We start from the raw sequence: 22,857 nt of genomic DNA on the forward strand, positions 1-22,857 counted from the left end.
CCGGCAACCGGACCGGCCCGAATTGGCCCGGTTTCCCGTTAGTTACGCTTGTCGTCGTCCAGATCTTCGAACTCGGCGTCGACAATATCGTCTTCAGCAGGCGCCGCGTCAGCCGCTGCCGGCTCATCCTCTGCCTCTTCCGACTGCGCCTTGTAGATGGCCTCGCCCAGCTTCATCGCCGCTTCGGTGACGTTCTGGATGCCAGACTTGATCTTGTCGGCATTTTCCGATTCCAGCTCGTCCTTCAGCGCAGCGATGGCCAGTTCGATGGCTTCGATGGTGGTCGGGTCGACCTTGTCGGCATGCTCTTCCATCGACTTTTCGGTCGAATGAATCAGGCTTTCCGCCTGGTTCTTGGCGTCGACCAGCTCGCGGCGTTCCTTGTCGGCTTCCGCGTTCTCTTCGGCGTCCTTGACCATCTTTTCGATATCGTCATCCGACAGACCGCCCGAGGCCTGAATGGTGATCTTCTGCTCTTTGCCGGTGCCTTTGTCCTTGGCCGAAACCGAGACAATGCCGTTGGCATCGATGTCAAAAGTCACCTCGATCTGAGGCATACCGCGCGGTGCGGGCGGGATGTCTTCAAGGTTGAACTGACCCAGGATCTTGTTGTCCGAGGCCATTTCACGCTCACCCTGGAACACACGGATGGTTACGGCGTTCTGGTTGTCCTCGGCGGTCGAGAAGACCTGAGATTTCTTGGTCGGGATCGTGGTATTGCGGTCGATCAGGCGGGTGAACACGCCACCCAGCGTTTCGATACCCAGCGACAGCGGGGTCACGTCCAGCAGAACCACGTCTTTGACGTCGCCCTGCAGAACACCGGCCTGAATGGCGGCGCCCATGGCAACAACTTCGTCCGGGTTCACGCCCTTGTGCGGCTCTTTGCCGAAGAATTTGGTGACCTCTTCGATCACTTTCGGCATCCGGGTCATACCACCGACCAGAACAACTTCGTCCACGTCGCCCGCCGACAGGCCCGCGTCTTTCAGAGCAGCGGCGCAAGGCTTCATCGACTTCTTGATCAGATCGCCGACCAGCGATTCCAGCTTGGCACGGGTCAGCTTCATGACCATGTGCAGCGGCTGGCCGTTTGATCCCATCGAGATGAACGGCTGGTTGATTTCGGTCTGCGAAGTCGAGGACAGCTCGATCTTGGCTTTCTCAGCAGCTTCTTTCAGACGCTGCAGGGCCATCTTATCCTTGGACAGGTCGACACCGTGTTCCTTTTTGAACTCATCCGCCAGGTAGTTGACGATGCGCATGTCAAAGTCTTCACCACCCAGGAAGGTGTCGCCGTTGGTCGATTTGACCTCGAACAGGCCGTCGTCGATTTCCAGAATGGTCACGTCGAAGGTACCGCCACCCAGGTCATAGACCGCGATGGTCTGGGTGTCTTCCTTGTCCAGACCATAGGCCAGCGCAGCCGCTGTCGGTTCGTTGATGATCCGCAGCACTTCCAGACCGGCGATTTTACCTGCGTCCTTGGTGGCCTGACGCTGGGCGTCGTTGAAATAGGCCGGAACGGTGATGACCGCTTGTGTGACTTCCTCACCCAGATAGCTCTCGGCCGTTTCCTTCATCTTGCCCAGAGTGAAGGCCGAAATCTGGCTTGGGGAGTACTTTTCACCGCGGGCTTCGACCCACGCGTCGCCGTTGCCGCCATTGACGATGGCATACGGCACCATTTTCTTGTCTTTTTCGACTTCGGCATCATCCACGCGACGACCGATCAGACGCTTGACGCCAAAGATCGTGTTGTCGGGGTTGGTGACCGCCTGACGTTTCGCAGGCTGACCGACCAGTCGCTCATCTTCGGTGAAGGCGACGATCGAGGGCGTGGTCCGCGCCCCTTCAGCGTTTTCGATGACCTTCGGCTGCGAGCCGTCCATGATGGCCACGCACGAGTTGGTGGTCCCGAGGTCAATCCCGATTACTTTTCCCATATGTTCAATCCCTTTCTCTTCAAGGCGATGTCCGGGGTGCGGACCCGTTATGGCACCCGGCCCCGATCTGATATGCGCAACGGCCCTACACCATCGCGCGTCCCGGCGTATATAAGGGCGACGGGAAAGGCCTGCAAGCGGTGTAAAAGGCAGGTTTTCGGGAATCTACGGCCTTTTTGGCAAGCTTTTGGCAAGGATTGGGGAATCTTTAATGGCGCGGCTGCTTTTGCGCGGATTTGATATCAGAAAAGGATATCTGGACGGGAATGCGCAGGCGCAGCTGATCGGGCTGTTGCGGCCGATTCTGAAATCGGCGCCGTTGTTCCGTCCGGTGACACCGTCCGGCAAGGAAATGTCGGTGCGCATGACCTCGGCCGGAGCGCTGGGCTGGGTCACCGACAAGGCGGGCTACAGGTATCAGCCCGAACATCCCAAAGGCGGTCTCTGGCCCGCGATCCCCGACACAATCCTCGACATCTGGCGCGAGCTGGCCAGCCCGGACCGGGACCCGGATTGCTGTCTGATCAACTATTACGGTGAAGGCGCCCGGATGGGGCTGCATCAGGATAAGGACGAGGCGGATTTCTCGTGGCCGGTCCTGTCGATCTCGCTGGGGGATGACGCGCTGTTCCGGATCGGGAACACGACGCGCGGCGGCAAGACGGAATCAATCTGGCTGGGCTCGGGCGATGTCGTGATCATGGGGGGACCGGCGCGCCTGACCTATCACGGGATCGACCGGATCCGGTTCGGATCGTCAAAACTGCTGCCGAAAGGCGGGCGGATCAACCTGACCCTGCGGGTCGCCGCCTAACGGCGCGCGCCCCAGCTTTGCGAGACATGCTGGCGGGTGAAGAAGATCCCGAGCAGCCCGATCAGCAGCAGTGCCAACCCGACCCAAAGCGCGTATTCCCAATTGGTGTTGCGCGGGAAATAGTTGCGGAAGACAAAGCCGCGGCACTGATCAATGATGTGAAACAGCGGATTCCACGTGAACATGGCCAGGGTTACCCCGCCCAGCGCGTTCGCCACGAACATCTTGCCCGAAAAGATCATGTTCAGCCGCCGGTAGATATTCTTGAGGATCTCGGACGTTGCGGGCATCCACGGTTTCAGCGCCATCAGCACCACGCCAACGGCGCAGCCGGTGAACCAGGCCAGCATCAGCATCGCAAATGCGCCGCCGGGGTCCTGCATCTCGATCGGGGATACCGCGACGCTGTAAAGAAACAGGATCACAATGATAGAGATCATCTGCGTGTACAGCGATCCGCAGGCGCTGGCCAGCAACATCACCATCATGTTCATCGGCGAATGAAGCATCATCGGGTTGTTGCCAGTACTGACACCGGCAACCGCGCTGACCGCCTTGATATGGGTCAGAAACAGAAACACGCCGGACAGCAGGTATAGTATGAATTCGCCGCGGATTTTGGCGACGCGCGCGCCCATAAAGGACATGATCAGGTAGAACACCAGCACCAGCACCAGAACCTGCAGGATGTTGATGACGATCGCCAGAACCGCGTTCGAATGCTGCGACCGGACATTGCGCACAACCGCGTGGAACACCAGCTCCGCCGTTGTGAACGCGCCGCCCAGCAGCGTCTGATTTCGTCTGAAATAAAACACCCGAAGCGTCTTTCCCGTTTTATTGCCTGCAATCTGCCACGATTTTCTTGCCGTTCCGTAACCGGCACATCATAAGGCCGTCAGGATTTCCGATCAACAAATCACAGGAACGGAGCTTTTTTGTGACCTATGACGCCCTCATCCCCGTCATCCGACGTCTGGCCCTGCAGGCCGGGGACAAGATCATGCAGATTTACGAAGCGGATGATTTCGACGTGAAGGTCAAGTCCGACGCCAGCCCGGTGACCGAGGCGGATGAGGCCGCGGATGCGCTGATCTCGGCGGGTCTGCGGGACGCGTTCCCCGATATCCTGCTGGTGACCGAGGAACAGGCCGCCTCGCATTCGGAAAAGGGCGACACGTTCCTGATCGTCGACCCGCTGGATGGCACCAAGGAATTCATAAACCGGCGTGGCGATTTCACGGTTAACATCGCGCTGGTCGAAAACGGCGTGCCCACCCGGGGCGTGGTCTATGCCCCGGCGCGTGGCCGTATGTTCTATACGCTGGCTGACGGCAATTCGGTCGAGGAAACCGGCGCGCTGGACAGGGAACAGCCGGGTGACGTATCGCCGATTTCCGTGTCTGATCCGGACAATTCAGCGCTTTTGGTGGTTGCGTCCAAGTCGCACCGCGATCAGGCCACTGACGATTACATCAACAAGTATCAAGTGCAGGACAGCAAGAGCGCGGGCTCGTCGCTGAAGTTCTGTCTGGTCGCCACCGGCGAGGCCGACATCTATCCGCGCGTCGGGCGCACGATGGAATGGGACACCGCCGCCGGCCACGCGGTTCTGGCCGGTGCGGGCGGCAAGGTCGTGCGGTTTGACGACCACACCCCGCTGACCTACGGCAAGGACGGCTATGCAAACCCGTTCTTCATCGCCTACGCTCCGGGTGTTGACCTGAAGGAGGCCTGATGTCCGTTCTGATCGCCATCCCCGCCCGTTACGCCTCGACCCGCTATCCGGGCAAGCCGCTGGTGCCGCTGACCGGGGCCAGCGGTGTGTCGATGACGCTGGTCGAACGGTCCTGGCGCGCCGCCTGTTCGGTCTCGGGCGTGGACAAGGTGGTGGTCGCCACCGATGACGACCGCATCCGCGAAGTGGCCGAAGGGTTCGGGGCCGAGGTGGTGATGACATCCGAAACCTGCGGCAATGGCACCGAACGCTGCGCCGAAGCACATGCCGTGCTGGGCGCGGGTTATGAGATCGTAGTGAACCTGCAGGGCGACGCACCGCTGACCCCGCACTGGTTCGTCGAAGACCTGATCGCCGGATTGCGCGCCGCACCCGGGGCCGGAGTGGCCACACCGGTTCTGCGCTGTGACGGCGACGCGCTGAACAGCCTGCTGAATGACCGCAAACACGGGCGAGTCGGCGGCACCACTGCCGTTTTCGCCGCCGATCACAGCGCGATGTATTTCTCGAAAGAGGTGGTTCCCTATACCGCGCAGACCTATTGCGGCGAGGACCCGACACCGGTGTTCCACCATGTCGGCGTCTACGCCTATCGCCCCGACGCGCTGGCGGCGTATCCCGCCTGGCCCGTTGGCCCGCTGGAACAACTGGAAGGGCTGGAGCAGCTACGGTTCATGGAAAACGGCCGTCAGGTTCTGTGCGTCGAGGTCGAGGCCAGGGGCCGCCAGTTCTGGGAGCTCAACAACCCCCAGGATGTGCCCAAGCTTGAAGAGATGATGGCCGCGATGGGGTTGGATTGATCTTTCGCCGCGACAACATTCCGACGCGCCGCCGGGCGGCGCGTCACATGACAAACTGGATGTTCCAATGACGCATATCCTTGTGACCGGCGGGGCCGGGTATATCGGGTCGCACGCCTGCAAGGCGCTGGCCCGGGCCGGGTACACGCCCGTCACCTATGACAACCTGATCACCGGCTGGCAGGACGCGGTGAAATTCGGACCTTTTGAACGGGGCGATCTGCTGGACCGGGCGCGGCTGGATGAGGTGTTTGCCAAATATCGACCCGCCGCGGTGATGCATTTCGCCGCCCTCAGCCAGGTGGGCGAGGCGATGTCGGAGCCCGGCAGGTACTGGTCCAACAATGTCACCGGGTCGCTGACCCTGATTGAGGCCGCCATGAATGCCGGGTGCCTGAACTTCGTGTTCTCGTCGACCTGCGCCACCTATGGCGATCACGACAATGTGGTGCTGGACGAAAACACCCCCCAAGAGCCGCTGAACGCCTATGGCGCCTCGAAACGCGCCATCGAGGAAATCCTGCGCGATTTCGAGGCTGCGCATGGGCTGAACCATGTGATCTTCCGCTATTTCAACGTCGCGGGCGCCGATCCCGATGGCGACGTGGGTGAGTTCCACCGCCCCGAGACGCATCTGGTGCCGCTGATGCTGGACGCGATCGACGGCAAGCGCGACGGGCTGACCGTGTTCGGCACCGACTACGACACGCCCGACGGCACCTGCATCCGGGACTATGTCCATGTCTGCGATCTGGTCGACGCGCATGTGCTGGGGCTGAACTGGCTGGAACAGGGCAAGGGCAGCCGGGTGTTCAACCTGGGCACCGGATCCGGGTTTTCGGTGATGGAGGTGATCCGCCATTCCAAGGCCGTCACCAACCGCGAGGTGCCCTATACCGTCGGCCAGCGCCGCGCCGGGGATTGCACCAAGCTGGTCTCGGGCTCGGTCCGCGCCGTTGAGGAACTGGGCTGGGCGCCAAAAAGGTCCACGTTAGAAACGATGATCGCCGATGCCTGGCGCTGGCACCAGAACGGCCACTATCACAAATGAGGCACGGATGACGGGCACAGCAACCGATACCCTGCCCCGCATCGGATGGGTGCAAATGTACCGGTTGCGCCTGAAACGGCGGCGGCTGCTGTGGCGGTCCTTTCGCAGCCGCCGCCAGTTAACCTGCGAAAAGGACCGGACCGCCGGGATCAGGCCGGGCGACATTCTGGCTTTCACCACCCTGCGCAACGAAATCACCCGCCTGCCCTGGTTCCTGCATCATTATCGCCAACTGGGCGTCGATCACTTTCTGATCGTCGACAATGACAGCGACGACGGCTCGGCCACATATCTGCTGGATCAACCCGACGTGTCGCTGTGGCGCACCAGCGCCGGCTATCGCGCCTCGCGCTACGGGCTGGACTGGCTGACCTGGTTGCAGATGCGGTATGGCCACCGCCACTGGATCCTGATGGCGGATGCGGATGAGTTGCTGATCTACCCTGACCATGACAGCAAATCCCTGCATGATTTGACGGCCATGCTGGACCTTCAGGGCCGGGTGGCGTTTGGCGCGCTGATGCTGGATCTGTACCCCAAGGGTCCGCTGGGTACCCGGACTTACGACCCGCAAACCGACCCGGCGCAATTTCTGGGCTGGTTCGATGCAGGCCCCTACCGGGCGCAGCGGCAGTCGCCGCTGGGCAATCTGTGGGTTCAGGGCGGTGTGCGCGAACGGATGTTCTTTGCCGACCGGCCGCGCCACTCTCCGACACTGAACAAGATCCCGCTGGTGAAATGGGACCGGCGCTATGCCTTTGTGAATTCTTGTCACTCAGCCCTGCCCCGGCATCTGAACGCAGCTTATGACGGTCCGGGCGACACCGCACCATCCGGCGTGTTGCTGCACACCAAGTTCTTGCCGGATGTGGTGAACAGATCCGTCGTTGAAAAACAGCGCCGCCAGCATTTTCATGATCCCGACGAATTTGCGACATACTATGATGCTATCGTCGGGGGCCCGGACATGTGGGTGCCGGACTCGGTGCGGTATACCGGTTGGGCGCAGCTGCAGCGGCTGGGGTTGATGGGCGACATTGCCTGGGACCAGCGCGAAAGCAACGGAACGGGCTAACGGATTTTAAATCCGTTGCCTTGAAAGATGTAATGATGGCATAACACGGCAATTGCCCGGCACCACTCTGGATTGTCCAGCCCCGGGCATGCTCGCGTAACGGAAAAGGTTGAGCAGACGTGAGCCTGTTGGATTCATACCGGATGAGGTTGCGGCGCAAGCGCCGTCTGATCCGTTGTCTGCGCAAACGGCGGGAATTGCAGCCGGTCGCCGACAACACCGGCGACATCCGGCGCGACGATGTGCTGTTGATGAGCGTCGTTCGGAACGAAAAGATCCGCCTGCCCTGGTTTCTGGACTACTACCGCAGGCTGGGCATCGGCCATTTCCTGTTCGTCGATAATGACAGCGATGACGGCACCCGTGAATTTCTGGCCAGCCAGCCGGACGTTTCGGTCTGGCGGGCCAGCGCCAGTTACAAGCGCGCCACCTTCGGCATCGACTGGTCGAATTACCTGCTGCGCAAATACGCCCATGATCATTGGGTTCTGACCGTCGATCCGGATGAGTTTTTCATCTACCCCTTCTGCGACACCCGGCCCATCAGCGCCCTGACCGACTGGCTGGACGGGTGCGCCGTGCGCAGCTTTGGCACCATGCTGATCGACATGTACCCGCAGGGCGCGGTGGATGCCGACCCTTATCGCGAAGGGCAGGATCCGTTTCAGATCGCCCGCTGGTTCGATGCCGGGAATTACATGATCACCCGGAACCCCGATTATGGAAACCTGTGGATCCAGGGCGGGCCGCGGGCACGGGTCTTCTTTCGGGACAACCCCGCCAAGGCCCCGGCGCTGAACAAGATCCCGCTGGTGAAATGGGACCGGCGCTATGTCTATGTCAGCTCGACCCATTCGCTGCTGCCGCGCGGGCTGAATCAGGTTTATGACGAATGGGGCGGCGAAAAAACCAGCGGAGCGTTGCTGCATGCCAAGCTGATCGACACGCTGGGCGACAAGGCCCGGGAAGAGATGCGGCGCGGCCAGCATTACCGCAAATCCGGCGAATACCGCGCCTATGCCGAACAGCTGGAAGACAAGCCGGTATTCTGGTGCGACCGGTCGGAAAAATACATCAACTGGCGGCAGCTTGAGATTCTGGGCCTCATGTCGAAAGGCAACTGGGCATGAGCGGCCTGGGCATCGTCATGCTGGTTCACACCGCCCTGCACCGGGCCGGGCAGGTCGCGCGCCACTGGACCGCCGCGGGCTGTCCCGTGGTGATCCATGTGGACCGCAAGGTGCCGGATCCCGTCTATGTCCATTTCGTTGCCGCCTGTGCCGACGAGCCGATGATCCGGTTCTCACCTCGGCACCAGTGCGAATGGGGCGGCTGGGGCATTGTCGCGGCGTCGCAGGCGGCCTCGGAACTGATGCTGGACGCCTTCCCCGACGTGCATCACGTCTATCTGTCCTCAGGCGCGTGCCTGCCGCTGCGGCCGGTGGCCGAGCTGATCGACTACCTCGCCGACCGGCCCCGCGTCGACTTCATCGAAAGCGCCACCACCGCCGAAGTCAGCTGGACCATTGGCGGGCTGGATCAGGAACGTTTCACCCTGCGGTTCCCGTTTTCCTGGCGCAGGAACCGCAAACTGTTTGATACCTATGTCAAGCTGCAGCGCGCGACCGGGCTGCGCCGCCGTATCCCCGACGGGCTGGTGCCGCATATGGGCAGCCAATGGTGGTGCCTGACGCGCCAGACCTTGTCCGCGATCCTGCAGGACCCAAGGCGCCGGGCCTATGACCGCTATTTCCGGCGCGTCTGGATTCCGGATGAAAGCTATTTCCAGACCCTTGCACGGCTTTATTCCACGCATATCGAAAGCCGGTCCCTGACCCTGTCCAAATTCGATTATCAGGGTCGCCCGCATATCTTCTATGACGACCATTTGCAGCTGTTGCGGCGGTCCGATTGCTTCGTGGCGCGGAAAATCTGGCCCCGGGCGGATCGGCTGTATCAGTCCTTTCTGACCGACCGGGACAGCGCCATGCGGCCCGCCGAACCCAACCCCGGCAAGATCGACCGGGTGTTTTCCAAGGCGGTGGAACGGCGCACAAGGGGCCGCGACGGGCTGTATATGCAAAGCCGCTTTCCTCGCCACGGCAGCGAAAATGGTCTGACCTCCTTCCCCTATTCGGTGTTTCAGGGTTTTGCCGAACTGTTCGAGGATTTTGAGCCCTGGCTGGCCGAAACCACCGGCACGCGGGTTCACGGGCATTTGTTCGGCCCCGGCCGGGCCGCTTTTGCCGGCGGTGAGACGATCATCAACGGCGCGCTCAGCGATTGCGCGGTTCTGCGCGATTACAACCCCACCGCCTTTGTGTCGAACCTGATCTGGAACACCCGGGGCGAGCGGCAGTGTTTTCAGTTCGGCCCCGGCGACACTCAGGAAATCAACTGGTTTCTGGCTCGCGACCGCAACGCGCAAATCTCGGTCATCACCGGGGCCTGGGCCATTCCGCTGTTCCGGTCGAACCTGAATTTCGCCGATATCCGAAACAAGGCCGCGTGCCTGCAACAGATCGAAACCAAACAGCTTGAGGTTCTGAGGTCGGTTTGGACCAAGGCCCGGGTGCGCAGCTGGACTTTGGCGGATTTCGTGGAATTGCCGATGGAGCCGCTGCAAACCGTGATCGAAGAGATCGGAACAACGCAGGCCAGCCATCTGATCGAAGCGCCGAAGATGGTGGATCTGTCGGGGTTTGGACAATTCCTGCAAAACCTGAAGAACCAGGGCATGCACCCCTATCTGATGGGCGATTTTCCCGCCGACGACGTGTTCGGCGCGCAGGTCCGGCCATTCAGAAAACCCTATCTGGTGCAATAGCCGGTCATGACAGCCAAGTTCGATTATTTCATCGTCCTCGCGGCCATGCGGACCGGCTCGAACCTGCTTGAGGCCAATCTGAACGCGTTGGAGGGGGTGACCTGCCACGGCGAGGCGTTCAACCCGCATTTCATCGGGCGGCTCAAATCCGACAACCTGCTGGACATCACACTGGACATGCGCGACAGCGATCCGATGCGGCTGGTTCAGGCGATCCGGTCCGCACCGGGCGCGATCAACGGGTTTCGCTTTTTTCAGGGCCACGATCCCCGCGTATTAGAGCCCGCCCTCAGCGATCCGCGCTGCGCCAAGATCATTCTGACCCGCAATCCGCTGGACAGCTACCTGTCCCTGAAAATCGCGCGCGAGACCAGGCAATGGCAGCTCAAGAACATCAAGCGCCGCCGCGACGCGCAGGTCGAATTCGACACGCCGGAATTTGAATCATATCTGGATCAGCAACAGGCGTTTCAGCTGATGCTGCTGCACCATCTTCAGGACACAGGTCAGACAGCATTTTTCGTCGGTTATGACGACCTGACCCGCCTGAACACGCTGAACGGTCTGGCCGCGTGGCTGGGTGTTTCGGCGCGGTTGTCGGCAATCGACGACACGCTGAAACCCCAGAACCCCGAACCTGCCCTGTCCAAAGTGACAAACCCGGCAGAAATGGAACAGGGCCTGGCCCGGATCGACAGTTTCAACCTGCACCGCACACCGAATTTCGAACCCCGGCGCGGCCCGGCTGTGGGCAGCTATGTGACCGCTGCGAAAACGGCGCTGTTATATCTGCCCGTACGCGGCGGGGCCGAGGGCCCGGTGACACGATGGCTGGCCGACCTTGATGCCGTCCCCCCGGATGCGCTGATCACCAGACAGAACCGGAAACACATGCGGCAGTGGATGCAGTCCCATCCCGGGCACCGGAAATTCACTGTCCTGCGCCACCCGCTGGCGCGCGCGCATTCGGCCTTCTGCGCCTATATCCTCAGCACCGAGCCCGGCGCTTATCTGAAAATCCGCAACATGCTGCGCAACCGGTTCAAACTGCCGATCCCCGGCCAGTTGCGACGGGACAACTACCCTGTGGAACAGCATTATGAGGCGTTTTCGGCCTTTTTGTCCTTTTTGCGCCAGAACCTGGCGGGACAGACCCCTGTGCGTGTCGACGGGGTTTGGGCCAGCCAGTCGCAGGTTCTTGAAGGGATGGCGTCCTTTGCGCTGCCCGATCTGATCCTGCGCGAAGACGAGATCGCGACGGCACTGCCCGATCTGGCGCGCCGGATGGGGCACGACGCCCCGCCCTCACCCGGGCACAGCGCGCCCGACGCGCCATTTGCGCTGGGCGACATTTACGACGACAGGCTTGAGGCGCTGGCGATCGACACCTACCAGCGCGATTACATGCAATTCGGGTTCGGGGATTGGAAACCGCTTAGGGGCGCAGAGTGATCAGCGTGCCCCGGTTCACCATCGCATAGATCTCTTCGATCTCTTCATTCTTGACGGCGATGCAGCCTGCGGTCCAGTCCGGCGTCTTTTTGGCGCGTTTCAGTTCGGACCGTCGCTTGGGCTGACCGTGGATGAAGATATCGCCCCCCGGGTCCACACCGGCCGCCTTGGCCTGCGCGATATCGCTGGAGTTCGGGTAGGAGATCCCCAGCGACAGGTGATAGCGGCTGTTGGGATTGCGGCGGTCGATCAGATAGGTGCCCTCGGGCGTGCGGCCATCGCCGCGCTTGGTCTTGGTGCCCGTCGGGGCAAACCCAAGATCGACCTCGTATTCCTTGAGGATGTGTTGGTTGTGCAAAAGATAAAGCTTGCGCGCGCCCTTGTTAATGACCAGTGAGGTCACCTCGGGCCCATCATAAGTCAGAAATCTGGGACTGGCCGAAGCACAGGCCGAAAGGCCCAGCGTTGCCATAGCGCCCAATCCGAATGCTCGACGATCCATATTTCACTGCCTGCTGCTTTTTTCCGAGCATTATGCCAGAAAACCAGAAAACGGAAATCACTTTTTGATGTGTTGCTGATCCATCAGCCGGCGTTCGATGCTTTCCAGCCGTTCCAGCACTTCGTCCCGGTACGCGTCCGTCCTGACCTCATCCTCGGCATGGTGCGCATCCTGCATCGAGTTCACGATCAGACCCACCAGCAGGTTCACCACCGCAAAGGTGGTGACCATGATAAAGGGCACAAAGAACAGCCATGCGTAGGGGTAGATTTCCATCACCGGGCGCACGATGCCCATCGACCAGCTTTCCAGCGTCATGATCTGGAACAGCGTATAGGCCGACAGGCCCAGATCGCCGAACCAGCCGGGAAAGGACTGCGAGAACAGCTTGGTCGAGATCACCGCGCCGATATAGAACAGGATCGCCATCAGCAGGAACACGCTGGCCATGCCCGGCAGGGCCGAGATGAAGCCCTCGACCACCCGCCGCAGACGCGGCGCAACCGAGATGACACGCAGCACCCGCAAAATCCGCAGCGCCCGCAGCACCGACAGCCCGCCTGCGCTGGGAACCAGGGCGATGCCGACGACGATAAAGTCGAACACGTTCCAGCCGCTGGTAAAGAACCGCCGCCCGGTCGCCAGCAGCTTCATGGCAATCTCGGCCACGAAAATCGCCAGACAGATGCGATCCAGAGCCACGATCAGCGGACCGGCAGCCCCCATCAGGGTGGGCGATGTTTCCATCCCCAGCAGCACCGCGTTGAATATGATGACGCCCGTGATGAACCGGCCAAAAGCCGGGCTTTCGATGACGCTCAGCAGGCGCTGGTTGAACCCCATTGCGAAACTCTCCTGTCTGCTCATGATGCCGGGCTCCGGGTGAACCGCGCGGCAAGTTCCGTGTGTGACGACCATCGAAACTGGTCAACCACCTGAACCCATTCAAGGGTGTATCCGCTATCAACCAGTGTTTTTGCGTCCCGCGCGAAGGTGACCGGGTTGCACGACACATAGGCGACCACGGGCCGCGCCGCCTGTGCCAGCTCGGCCACCTGCGCCTCGGCCCCGGCGCGGGGCGGGTCGATGACCACCGCATCAAAGGATTTCAACTCATCGGGCATCAACGGTCGGCGGAACAGATCGCGCGCTTCGGTCGTGACGCGTTTGAGACCCTGCGCCCGACGCCAGCCCTGATCGAGCGCGTCCGTCATCGCCGCATCCCCTTCGACCGCATGAACCTCGGCCAGCTGGGCCAGCGGCAACGAGAAGGTGCCGCTGCCAGCAAACAGGTCAACGATGCGTTTCGCCCCCTGCGTGGCCTGCAAAACCGCCTGTAACAGAGCCTGTTCTCCGTCCTTCGTTGCCTGCAGGAACGCGCCGGGCGGCGGGATGACTGCGGCCGTGCCAAAACGCTGAACCGGGGGGTGACGCATGGCGATCACCTCGCCCTCCCAGCTGAGCCGCGCCAGCCCGTGTTTTTCGGTTGCCTGCGCCAGGGACAGTTCCAGCGGACCGTCCAACGGCTTGCCACCGGTGACCGCAACATCCAGGCCCGCGTCTGACAGGGTCAGGGTCACCGCCAGCACACCCTTGCGGCTGCCGCCCAGAACGGCCAGCGCTTCGGCCACAGGAATGGCGGCGATCAGGGCCGGGTCCAGCAGATGGCAATCGGGGATTTCGGTAATGGTATCCGAGGCGCGGCCGTGGAACCCGGCCAAAGTGCCTTTCTTCGTTCGCCGCACGGCGATCGTGGCGCGGCGGCGGGATCTTTCCGGCGAGGTGTGGATCGGCCGCATCTGCGCCGCCAGCCCTTGCGCGGCCAGCGCTGTTCGCACGACATCCACCTTCCAGTCGGCGACAAACTCATCCGCGGCATGCTGCAACTGGCACCCGCCGCACGCCTTGTAATGGCGGCACGGTGCTTTGACCCTGTGTTCCGAAGGTGTTTCGACCCGGATATCGGTCAGAACCTGACCCGCCAGCGTGCCGCTGACTACTTCACCCGGCAGGGTGCGCGGCGCATAGACCGGGCCATCGGCTATGCCATCGCCCTGATGGCCAAGGCGGGTTATGGTGAACTGCTGCGTCATGAGGGGCCTGATACCGGGGCTTTGCGCGCAACAAAACCCTTTTGCGCGCTTTGATCTTTATTCGGCGGCTTCGGCCTGAATAAAGCCGCCGGACTGGCGGTGCCAAAACCGGGCATACAGCCCACCCTGTTCCAGCAACGCGTCATGGGTGCCGGTTTCAACCACGCGCCCCTGATCCAGCACGACGATCCTGTCCATCTCGCTCAGCGTGGACAGGCGATGCGCGATCGCCAGCACGGTCTTGCCCTGCATTACCCGATGCAGCGCGGCCTGGATCGAGGCTTCGACCTCGGAATCCAGCGCCGAGGTCGCCTCATCCAGCACCAGAACCGGCGCGTCCTTGAGGATGGCACGGGCCAGCGCGATCCGCTGCCGCTGCCCACCGCTGAGCTTTACGCCGCGTTCGCCAAGGTGCGCGTCATAGCCTTTTCGGCCATGAGCGTCCTGCAGGCTGAGGATAAACTCATGCGCCTCGGCCTTACGCGCCGCCGCGATCATGTCCTCCTCAGAGGCGTCGGGGCGGCCATACAGGATGTTTTCACGCGCCGAGCGGTTGAACATCGCGGTTTCCTGCATGACCATGCCAATCTGGCGGCGCAGACTGTCCTGCGTCACCTGCGCCACATCCTGCCCGTCGATGCAAATGGCACCGTTTTCCCCGTCATAGAGCCTGAGCAGCAACGACACCAAGGTCGACTTTCCGGCACCAGAGGCCCCGACGATGCCCAGCTTTTCGCCGGGGTGCACTGTCATGCTGACGTCGGACACACCGCCGACATCGCGACCATAGGCAAAGCTGACATGGTCGAAGTCAATCCGTCCTTCGGTCACGGTCAGCTCGCGCGCGCGGGCGGCGTCTTCCACCCGGTCGCGCTTGGCCAGCGTCTTCATGCCGTTCTCGATCTCACCCACATTGGCATACAGACCCATCAGCGTGAAACTGACCCAGCCGGTCATCTGCGCGATGCGGATCGAAATCGCACCCGCCGCCACGATGTCGCCTGCCGTTGCCGCGCCCGCTTGCCACAGCAGCAAGGTCGCGCCCAGCAGCAGAACCGGCAGAATCCCGGCCAGCACCATCAGAATGAATCGGAAACTGGCCGAGAGCTTGCCGAATGCCAGCATCTTTTCCCGCAGGTCGACCATCGAGTTTCGGGCCGCCTGATCTTCGAACTCGGAATGGGCGAACAGCTTGACGGTTTTGATATTGGTGATCGTGTCGACCACCTGCCCAGACACCATCGCCCGCGCCCCGGCGCGCGCGGCAGAGCGCACCCGGATGCGCGGCAGGTACCAGCGGATCAGCAGGAAATACACCGCCAGCCAACCGGCAAAGGGCAGCATCACCAGCGGGTGAATCGACCCTAACAAAAGCAAAGATCCCACAAGGGACGCCAGCGCAAAGACAATCGCGCTGATGGTTTCCGAGACTACCGAGGCCATCGCATTGGAGGTCTGCATCTGTTTCTGCGCAATCCGCCCGGCGAAATCATCGTCGAAATACGTCACCGACTGGCCCAGCGTCCAGCGGTTCAGCTTGGCCAGAACCAGCGGCGGGATATTGGGCATGACGACGTAGTTGTTCGAAAACGCCGACAGGCCGAAGAACACCGGGCGCAGCAGCATGAAGAACGCCGCCACGCCAAGGATCATCCAAAGATTATCGCCCGACAGAAAACCCTGCGGCCCGCTTTCGGTCGCAATGTCGATCACCAGCCCCAGCATCCAGGCGGTGCCCGCCTCCATCGCGCCCGCGGTGGCCGAGAAAGTGGCGGCCACGAAAATCATCGGCCACGCGCCCGACAGGCACCATCGAATGAACGCCCCCAGCCGTTGCGGCGGGGGCGTTTCGGTGCTCTTGAACGGGTCTATGAGGTCGGCAAGCTTCATTCCGCGGCCTCTGTGTTCAGGAAGCCCCCAGATTGCCGCGCCCAGAACTGGGCGTAAAGCCCGCCCTGCGCCAGCAGTTCGGAATGCCGGCCCTGTTCGACGATCCGGCCGCCATCCATCACCAGAATACGATCCATCTGCGCAATGGTGCTGAGCCGGTGCGCAATGGCGATCACGCTCTTGCCCTGCATCATGCCGTAAAGCGTTTCCTGAATCGACGCCTCGACCTCGGAATCGAGCGCGGATGTCGCCTCGTCCAGCAGCAGGATCGGCGCGTCCTTCAGGATCACCCGCGCCAGCGTCACCCGCTGCCGCTGCCCACCGCTGAGCTTCACACCGCGTTCACCGACATGGGCGTTATAGCCGGTGCGCCCCTGCGGATCCTGCAGGTCAAGGATGAACTCATGCGCCTCGGCCTGTTTGGCGGCGGCGATCATCTGCGCCTCGGTGGCATCGGGGCGGCCATAAAGGATGTTGTCGCGCACCGAACGGTGCAGCAGCGCACTGTCCTGCTGCACCATGCCGATATGTCTGCGCAAACTGTCCTGGGTCACATCGGCGATGTTCTGGCCGTCGATCAGGATGGCGCCCTGTTCCACGTCGTAGAACCGCAACAACAGCTTGACCAGGGTCGACTTTCCCGCGCCGGACCGCCCGATCAACCCGATCTTTTCGCCGGGATGAATGGTCAGGTTGATATGATCCAGACCGCCGGTCCTGCGCCCGTAATGGTGCGACAGGTTGCGGATTTCGATCTGACCATCGGTCAGGTGCAACGGTCTGGCATCGGACACGTCCAGCAGATCGATGGGCTGGGCAATCGTCTCCATCCCCTCGGCCACAACGCCGAGCTGGCGGAAAAAGCTGGTCAGCGCCCACATGATCCAGCCGGTCATCGCGTTCAGCCGAAGGGTCAGCGCAGTGGCGGCCGCGACCACGCCGACTGAGGCGCTGCCCTGCATCCACAGGGCAATGGCCCAGCCGACAACGCCAACGATCAGCAGACCGTTCAGCGAGACCAGAACCGCATCCATGATGGTGAAGATCCGCATCTCGACCTGGAAGGTCCGGCGGGTTTCCTCGATGGCTTCGCGGGCATAGTCCAGCTCCTGCGCATCGTGGGCGAACATCTTGACCGAATGGATGTTGGTATAGCTGTCCACAACCCGCCCCGTCACCGCCGAGCGCGCATCGGACGCCGCCTGCGAGGCCGGGCCCACCCGCCGCACCGTCCAGCGCACCAGCAGCGCATAGAGCGCGAACCAGATCAGCAGCGGCAGCAACAGCCGCGGATCGGCCGCCATCAGCAGCACCGCCGCCCCGATCAGATAGGCCAGCGAGAAGGAAATTGCGTCAAACACCTGAAACACCGCCTCTCCCGCCGCGGGTGGTGTCTGCATGATCCGGTTGGCGATGCGCCCGGCAAAGTCGTTCTCGAACCACCCCACCGACTGGCGCAGCACGTGTTTATGCGCGCGCCAGCGGATCAGAGTTCCAAAGTTCGGCAGAATGGTGTTGTTCAGCAGCAGTACGTCGAACACATGCAGCATCGGGCGCAGCAGCAGAACAAAAACCGCCACCAGAATCAGTTCGGTCCCGTGCGCCCGCCACATTTCGGCCGGCGAGCCGGACAGCAAATCCACCACCCGGCCCATGTAATAGATCAGCCCCACCTCGACCGCCGCAACGACGACCGAGATCAGCGCCGCCCAGACGAAGACGTGGTAAAACGGCTTGGAATACTCCAGCATGAACGGCCACAACCGTGTCGGCGGGACATCGGATTCCTTATAGGCAACAAATGGGTCTACGAGGTTTTCGAAATAGCGAAACATGGAGGTTGCTCCGATTGAGCAGGAAAATCAGGACGTGCGAAGAATGATGGCGCCGGAACACCACCCTTACGGGTCAAAGCGTTCCGGCTTTAGCCGAACCAAATCCCGTAATACATTCGCATGCCTCCCTCCAGGTCAGGTAACAGGCGCACGTAAACACAAACTGATTTAATTGTCATCCCCTTTTGAGACTTCACCCGCGTCACGCAGAAGCGCGCCACGCGACAGCGCAAAGCCCGACGCGATCCAGCGGGCTTCCAGCTCGGCCAGTTTTCGGCCCAGCGCCGGCCCGGTAAAGGACGGGATCAGGTCGGCGGCCCTGACCGGGAACTCAGCGGCGGCGCCTGTGCGCAGCGCCTGGTGCAGGTCATCGGACCAGGGCTGTTCCAGAAACGCACAGCGCAACAGGGTTTCATGCAGCCCGCCTTTTTCGCCATATCTAAACCCAAGCTCGGCCACGCTGGCGGTGCCGGATGCCTCATCCCGCATGCGGGTCAGCCGCTGAAGCTGGGCTTTGCTGAGGCGCAGGGTCTTGGCGATCTCGGGTGTTGCGATTGCGGCCAGCCTGCGGATCGGCTCGGGGTCTGCCCCGGCCTGCCGTTCCAGCGCGATCAGCGGGGCCAGCGCGCGGTCCTCGGCCCCCGGCAGCAGCTGCGCCAGAACACCCGCCTGGCGCATCGCCGCAACGGACAGCGCCGGGTCCGGCGCACCCAGCAATTTAAGCAACTCGGCCCCCACCCGTTCGCGCGACAGACCGGCCAGCCCGTCCAGAGTGGCGGCTATCGCGGCCAGAGCGTCCGGGTCGAACCCGGCCTCGGCATCGCCATACCAGGCATGGAACCGGAAATAGCGCAGCGAGCGCAGGTAATCCTCGCGAATGCGGTTTTCAGCGGTGCCGATAAACCGCACCCGGCGCGCCTGCAGGTCAGGCAGACCGTTCAACGGATCCAGGATGGTGCCATCGGGCCGCGCATATATGGCGTTCATGGTAAAATCGCGGCGGGCGGCGTCTTCCTCGACCCGGTCGGAAAACGCCACCACGGCCCGGCGGCCATCGGTTTCCACGTCTCGGCGAAAGGTGGTGATTTCGTGCGGGGCGCCGCCGCTGACAACCGTGATGGTGCCATGTTCGATCCCGGTGGGAATGGCCTTGAGCCCCGCCGACTGAGCCAGTTCGACCACACGTTCCGGGCGCGCATCAGTGGCAATGTCGATATCTGATACCGGCGCGCCCAGCAGCGCGTTGCGCACGCAGCCGCCGACAAACAGCGCCTGCGCCCCGGCATCGGTCAGCGCGGCACAGACCTTTTGCGTTGCCGGGTCTGAAACCCAGCCTTCCGTGATTTGCGTCATTCACCCATCCGTGCCGCCAGCCCCCGCAACATCCGCGCCGTCGCGCCCCAGATATAATAGGGGCCATAGGGCACCGTGTAATAATACCGTTTCTGACCGCGCCACCGGCGCGATTCAACGATATAATTCGCGGGGTTGAGCACATGTGCAAGCGGAACCGAGAATACCTCGTCCACTTCGCCGGGTTCGGGCACGGGCCGGAACGCGGTGCGCAGGATCGCCACCACCGGCGTCACCGAAAAGGACGTTACCGTTTCATGGGTGGGCAAATGCCCCAGAATCTCGGGCAGGCTGGGGGGCAGGCCGATCTCTTCCCGCGCCTCGCGCAGCGCGGTTTCCGACACATCGGCATCGCCCTCATCCTGCTTGCCGCCCGGAAAGGCGATCTGGCCGGGATGGTGGTTCAGGGCCGAGGACCGTTTCGTCAGGATCAGGCGCGCCGCGCCATCCGCAACCGAGATCGGCACCAGCACACCGGCCGGGCGCAGCCTGCGCCCCTCGGGCAGAACGGTTTCGGGATTCAGGTCGAAATCGCTTGACCCCGGGCCGGGGCGGCGCAGGGCCGCCCGCAGGCTTTCGGTCGGATCAGGCGCCATCCGCATCAAAGCCGACCGTTGCCGGGTCCAGCACGTAATGGGCACCGCAGAACTGGCAATCCGCCGTGACCTCGCCTTCGGGCGTGGTCATCTTTTCGATGTCCCGGGCCGAATAGATCGACAGGCTCTGGCGGACCCGGTCTTCGGAACAGGTACAGCCGAACTGCACCGACTGGGCGTCGTAAACCCGCGGCTGTTCCTCGTGAAACAGCCGGACCAGCAGGTCGGTCGGCGCGATGGACGGGCCGATCAGTTCCAGATCCTCGACTGTGTCCAACAGGATGTTGACGCGGCTCCAGTTCTCACCTTCTTCGCCATCGACCAGGTCTTCGGCGGTCAGGATTTCACCGTCGCCGTCGCCGGTGGCGACAAAGGGCGAGGCTTTGGGCATGTGCTGCAACATGATCCCGCCCGCGCGCCAGTGTTCCCCGACGCCCGGCTCGGTCGATTTGCCGAAGCTCAGCGAAAACCGGGTCGGCAGCTGTTCGGACTGCGCGAAATACGCCTCGGCGCAGGCGCTGAGCGAACCACCCGCCAGCGGTGTAATCCCCTGATAGGGCTGCGTGCCTTCGCCCTGATCGATCATGATGGCGAAATACCCTTCGCCCACCTGATCGAACGGTGCACTTTCGGTCAGACGATCGCGGTCGAAACTGGCATAGGCACGGATCCGCGCCGGTTCGCCTTCTTGCCGCGGCGCATAGTAATCGGTCGCGATCATCCGCACCGCGCCCTTGGACTGCACCTGCAGCGACAGTTTCCAGCGCAGCGCGACGGTCTGGCCGATCAGCGCGGTCAGCAGGGCCATCTCGGCCACCAGCGCCTCGACCTTTTCCGGATAGTCGTGCTGTTTCAGGATGCCGTCCAGCACGCCGTCCAGCCGGGCCACCCGGCCGCGCATATCCGATACATCGAGTTGAAAGGGCAGGACGGTATCGTCCCACGCGATTTTCGTTCCAAGAGACATGGGGTTTCCTTACACGCCACAGGTTGGCATACCGCCAGCATATAGGTCGAACAATTTGGGTTGTAAGGGGCCATACATGATCAGACGGTTCGGTGAAACCCCACAAGCGGGGCGGAAATACACGCGGCGGGTCGGTGTTTACGCCCTGTTGCCCCGCGGCAGGCACCTGCTGCTGACCTGCCAGACCGAACCCGGCCCCGACCTGCAACTGCCCGGCGGCGGGATAGATCCGGGCGAATCGCCCACCACCGCCCTGCACCGCGAAGTCTTCGAGGAAACCGGCTGGCTGGTGGCCGCCCCGCGCCGCGTCGGGGCCTTTCGGCGGTTCACCTATATGCCCGAATACGACCTGTGGGCCGAAAAGATCTGCCTGATCTATCGCGCCCGACCGGTGCGCCGCATCAGCCCGCCGACCGAAGCCTTTCACGAAGCGCTGTGGCTGGATACTGCGGATGCCGTTCAGATGCTGGGCAATGACGGTGACCGCCATTTCGCCGGCCTGCATCTGCAGGGGCTCTAGGACCCGTTATATTCAAAGAACACGGCCGACACGTCATCGTCCATGCCGCTGCCCGGGGCCATGGCCTGAGTCAGACGCCAGAACATGTCGTCCAGAAATTCGGAACCGCTGCGCCCTGACACGCAATCCTGCGCCATCCGGCGCAGACCCTCCTCCTCAAGCAAGCCGCCGCCGGCAATGCTGCATTCGGTGAATCCGTCGGAATAGAGCAACAGCTTGTCGCCTGGTTTCATATAGGTTTCGGTCTGCTGAAACGTGACATCGGGCAGCAACCCGATGGGCAGGCCGCCATCGCCCAGAAATTCGGTCTCACCCTCGCGGCGCAGCAGAAGCGGATGCGGATGCCCGGCCTGCACCATCTTCAGGTGACCGTTGCGCAGGTCGATAATGGCGTAGACCATGGTGAAATACTCTTCGACCCCCGCATCCGCCATCAGCCGGCAATTGAGCAGTTCCGCCACCTGTTCAGGCGGCAGCAGGGCGTAGAATTTGTCGAACCGTTTTTCCATCGCCACGTTCTGCTCGAAATGGCTGCTGGAGAGATACCCGCCCAGCCGCGCCGTCATCATCGCCGAGGTTATGCCATGCCCGGACACGTCGATGCTGTAGAACCCGACGCGGTTGACCCCGGGCGAAAACATCCCCACTAGATCGCCGCCGATATGACCGCAGGGTTTCAGCAGCATGCTGACCCGGGACTTGCCGAAATCCCGCGTCAGTTCGGGCACCAGTGATTCCTGGATCTTGCGGGCCTGAATCAAATCCTTGTCGATCGCGTCATGGGCCAGCTTCAGCTCTTCCAGCGCGGTTTCGATCATCCGGTTCTTTTCCGACAATTCACGCTGCATATCCAGAATGCGCGCGCCGGCCGAGATCCGCGCGCGCAGCTCGTCCGCCTCAAGCGGTTTGATCAGGAAATCATCGGCCCCGGCGTCCAGACCGCGCGCCACCTCCTGCTTTTCGCTTTTTGAGGTCAGCAGGATGAAATAGCTGTACTGGTCCTTGTCCAGCGCCCGGAACGCGCGGCAAAACTCCAGCCCGCTCATCCCCGGCATGACCCAGTCGCTGAGCACAAGATCCGGCGGATCGGTTGCACAGAGGTCCAGCGCCAGATCACCGCTGTCGGCCTCAAGAACGTGGAAACCCCATTTCTTCAGCGATGCCACCAGAATCCGCCGTTGCAGACGGCTGTCATCGACAACCAGCACTTTTTGGATTGCCCCAAAATCCAGTTCCGCCCTGGCGATTTCCTGACTGACCTCTGCCACCTGCACCCTATGCCCCGCGACGTTACACCGAACAGGACAAGCCTAGCGTGGCAGGATTTAACATCCGGTGAAGGCCGGGACGGCAGCCGGTTTAACCTGCCCTTTACCGCACCCGCGCTATCACGACCGG

20 protein-coding genes are annotated in these 22,857 nt (G+C 62.1%); 9 read left to right on the plus strand and 11 right to left on the minus strand.

From position 1 onward, the window contains the following. Nucleotides 1–38 precede the first annotated feature (38 nt). A complete protein-coding gene (gene dnaK, locus ACXAC3_RS03070) occupies nucleotides 39–1,946 on the minus strand; it encodes a molecular chaperone DnaK (protein WP_475156114.1) in 1,908 nt (635 codons plus the stop codon). A gap of 211 nt (nucleotides 1,947–2,157) precedes the next feature. Between dnaK and ACXAC3_RS03075 the strand changes: the two genes are divergently transcribed. Then, nucleotides 2,158–2,760: an alpha-ketoglutarate-dependent dioxygenase AlkB family protein gene (locus ACXAC3_RS03075; protein WP_475156119.1), complete on the plus strand. Its 603-nt coding sequence runs from the start codon at nucleotides 2,158–2,160 to the stop codon at nucleotides 2,758–2,760. Here the strand turns inward: ACXAC3_RS03075 and ACXAC3_RS03080 are convergent. Beyond that, the gene (locus tag ACXAC3_RS03080) at nucleotides 2,757–3,578 is read right to left on the minus strand and encodes an ABC transporter permease (RefSeq protein ID WP_475156124.1); all 822 of its coding nucleotides are present in this window, start codon (nucleotides 3,576–3,578) and stop codon (nucleotides 2,757–2,759) included. The genes ACXAC3_RS03075 and ACXAC3_RS03080 overlap by 4 nt on opposite strands. Nucleotides 3,579–3,700: 122 nt before the next feature. On the opposite strand from ACXAC3_RS03080, the gene cysQ reads away from it, so the two are divergent. The 7 genes from cysQ to ACXAC3_RS03115 all read left to right on the plus strand — a co-directional run bounded on the left by cysQ (nucleotide 3,701) and on the right by ACXAC3_RS03115 (nucleotide 11,703). Continuing rightward, the gene (gene cysQ / locus ACXAC3_RS03085) at nucleotides 3,701–4,498 is read left to right on the plus strand and encodes a 3'(2'),5'-bisphosphate nucleotidase CysQ (RefSeq protein ID WP_475156128.1); all 798 of its coding nucleotides are present in this window, start codon (nucleotides 3,701–3,703) and stop codon (nucleotides 4,496–4,498) included. Further along, nucleotides 4,498–5,298, plus strand: coding sequence for a 3-deoxy-manno-octulosonate cytidylyltransferase (locus tag ACXAC3_RS03090; RefSeq protein ID WP_475156130.1), 801 nt, complete (start codon nucleotides 4,498–4,500; stop codon nucleotides 5,296–5,298). Before cysQ ends, ACXAC3_RS03090 begins: the two co-directional genes overlap by 1 nt. A gap of 67 nt (nucleotides 5,299–5,365) precedes the next feature. Then, on the plus strand, nucleotides 5,366–6,349 hold the full coding sequence (gene galE / locus ACXAC3_RS03095; protein WP_475156132.1) for a UDP-glucose 4-epimerase GalE: 984 nt from the start codon (nucleotides 5,366–5,368) through the stop codon (nucleotides 6,347–6,349). Nucleotides 6,350–6,356: 7 nt separating this feature from the next. Continuing rightward, the gene (locus ACXAC3_RS03100; RefSeq protein WP_475156138.1) at nucleotides 6,357–7,424 is read left to right on the plus strand and encodes a glycosyltransferase family 2 protein; all 1,068 of its coding nucleotides are present in this window, start codon (nucleotides 6,357–6,359) and stop codon (nucleotides 7,422–7,424) included. A 143-nt stretch (nucleotides 7,425–7,567) separates the two neighbouring features. Further along, entirely contained in the window at nucleotides 7,568–8,554 is a 987-nt protein-coding gene (locus ACXAC3_RS03105) for a glycosyltransferase family 2 protein (RefSeq protein ID WP_475163344.1), read from the plus strand. After that, nucleotides 8,551–10,251, plus strand: a complete 1,701-nt coding sequence (locus tag ACXAC3_RS03110) for a DUF5927 domain-containing protein (protein WP_475156144.1) — start codon at nucleotides 8,551–8,553, stop codon at nucleotides 10,249–10,251. The genes ACXAC3_RS03105 and ACXAC3_RS03110 overlap by 4 nt, the downstream gene beginning before the upstream one ends. Nucleotides 10,252–10,257: 6 nt before the next feature. Further along, on the plus strand, nucleotides 10,258–11,703 hold the full coding sequence (locus tag ACXAC3_RS03115; protein ID WP_475156149.1) for a nodulation protein NodH: 1,446 nt from the start codon (nucleotides 10,258–10,260) through the stop codon (nucleotides 11,701–11,703). Here the strand turns inward: ACXAC3_RS03115 and ACXAC3_RS03120 are convergent. The 8 genes from ACXAC3_RS03120 to hslO form a co-directional block, all read right to left on the minus strand. Further along, the gene (locus ACXAC3_RS03120; RefSeq protein WP_475156151.1) at nucleotides 11,687–12,205 is read right to left on the minus strand and encodes a L,D-transpeptidase family protein; all 519 of its coding nucleotides are present in this window, start codon (nucleotides 12,203–12,205) and stop codon (nucleotides 11,687–11,689) included. The two genes, ACXAC3_RS03115 and ACXAC3_RS03120, sit on opposite strands and share 17 nt — an antisense overlap. A 57-nt stretch (nucleotides 12,206–12,262) precedes the next feature. Then, nucleotides 12,263–13,048 (minus strand): ion transporter, encoded by a 786-nt coding sequence (locus tag ACXAC3_RS03125; protein ID WP_475163345.1) that lies wholly within the window; start codon nucleotides 13,046–13,048, stop codon nucleotides 12,263–12,265. Nucleotides 13,049–13,068: 20 nt separating this feature from the next. Beyond that, nucleotides 13,069–14,298 (minus strand): class I SAM-dependent RNA methyltransferase, encoded by a 1,230-nt coding sequence (locus tag ACXAC3_RS03130; RefSeq protein ID WP_475156153.1) that lies wholly within the window; start codon nucleotides 14,296–14,298, stop codon nucleotides 13,069–13,071. Between the two features lie 57 nt (nucleotides 14,299–14,355). Next, nucleotides 14,356–16,188: an ABC transporter ATP-binding protein gene (locus tag ACXAC3_RS03135; protein ID WP_475156158.1), complete on the minus strand. Its 1,833-nt coding sequence runs from the start codon at nucleotides 16,186–16,188 to the stop codon at nucleotides 14,356–14,358. Beyond that, nucleotides 16,185–18,023, minus strand: coding sequence for an ABC transporter ATP-binding protein (locus tag ACXAC3_RS03140; RefSeq protein WP_475156163.1), 1,839 nt, complete (start codon nucleotides 18,021–18,023; stop codon nucleotides 16,185–16,187). The genes ACXAC3_RS03135 and ACXAC3_RS03140 overlap by 4 nt, the downstream gene beginning before the upstream one ends. Before the next feature lie 168 nt (nucleotides 18,024–18,191). After that, on the minus strand, nucleotides 18,192–19,376 hold the full coding sequence (locus ACXAC3_RS03145; RefSeq protein ID WP_475156166.1) for a CCA tRNA nucleotidyltransferase: 1,185 nt from the start codon (nucleotides 19,374–19,376) through the stop codon (nucleotides 18,192–18,194). After that, a complete protein-coding gene (locus ACXAC3_RS03150; RefSeq protein WP_475163346.1) occupies nucleotides 19,373–19,972 on the minus strand; it encodes a CoA pyrophosphatase in 600 nt (199 codons plus the stop codon). The genes ACXAC3_RS03145 and ACXAC3_RS03150 overlap by 4 nt, the downstream gene beginning before the upstream one ends. Further along, nucleotides 19,962–20,939, minus strand: a complete 978-nt coding sequence (gene hslO, locus ACXAC3_RS03155; RefSeq protein WP_475156171.1) for an Hsp33 family molecular chaperone HslO — start codon at nucleotides 20,937–20,939, stop codon at nucleotides 19,962–19,964. The genes ACXAC3_RS03150 and hslO overlap by 11 nt, the downstream gene beginning before the upstream one ends. Before the next feature lie 76 nt (nucleotides 20,940–21,015). Here hslO and ACXAC3_RS03160 point away from each other — a divergent pair, with 76 nt between their 5' ends. After that, a complete protein-coding gene (locus tag ACXAC3_RS03160; RefSeq protein WP_475156173.1) occupies nucleotides 21,016–21,459 on the plus strand; it encodes an NUDIX hydrolase in 444 nt (147 codons plus the stop codon). On the opposite strand, the gene ACXAC3_RS03165 is transcribed toward ACXAC3_RS03160, so the two are convergent. Further along, the gene (locus ACXAC3_RS03165) at nucleotides 21,456–22,727 is read right to left on the minus strand and encodes a PP2C family protein-serine/threonine phosphatase (protein ID WP_475163348.1); all 1,272 of its coding nucleotides are present in this window, start codon (nucleotides 22,725–22,727) and stop codon (nucleotides 21,456–21,458) included. The two genes, ACXAC3_RS03160 and ACXAC3_RS03165, sit on opposite strands and share 4 nt — an antisense overlap. Nucleotides 22,728–22,857: the final 130 nt, after the last annotated feature.

This window comes from Ruegeria sp. ABV4_181 (assembly GCF_056158465.1).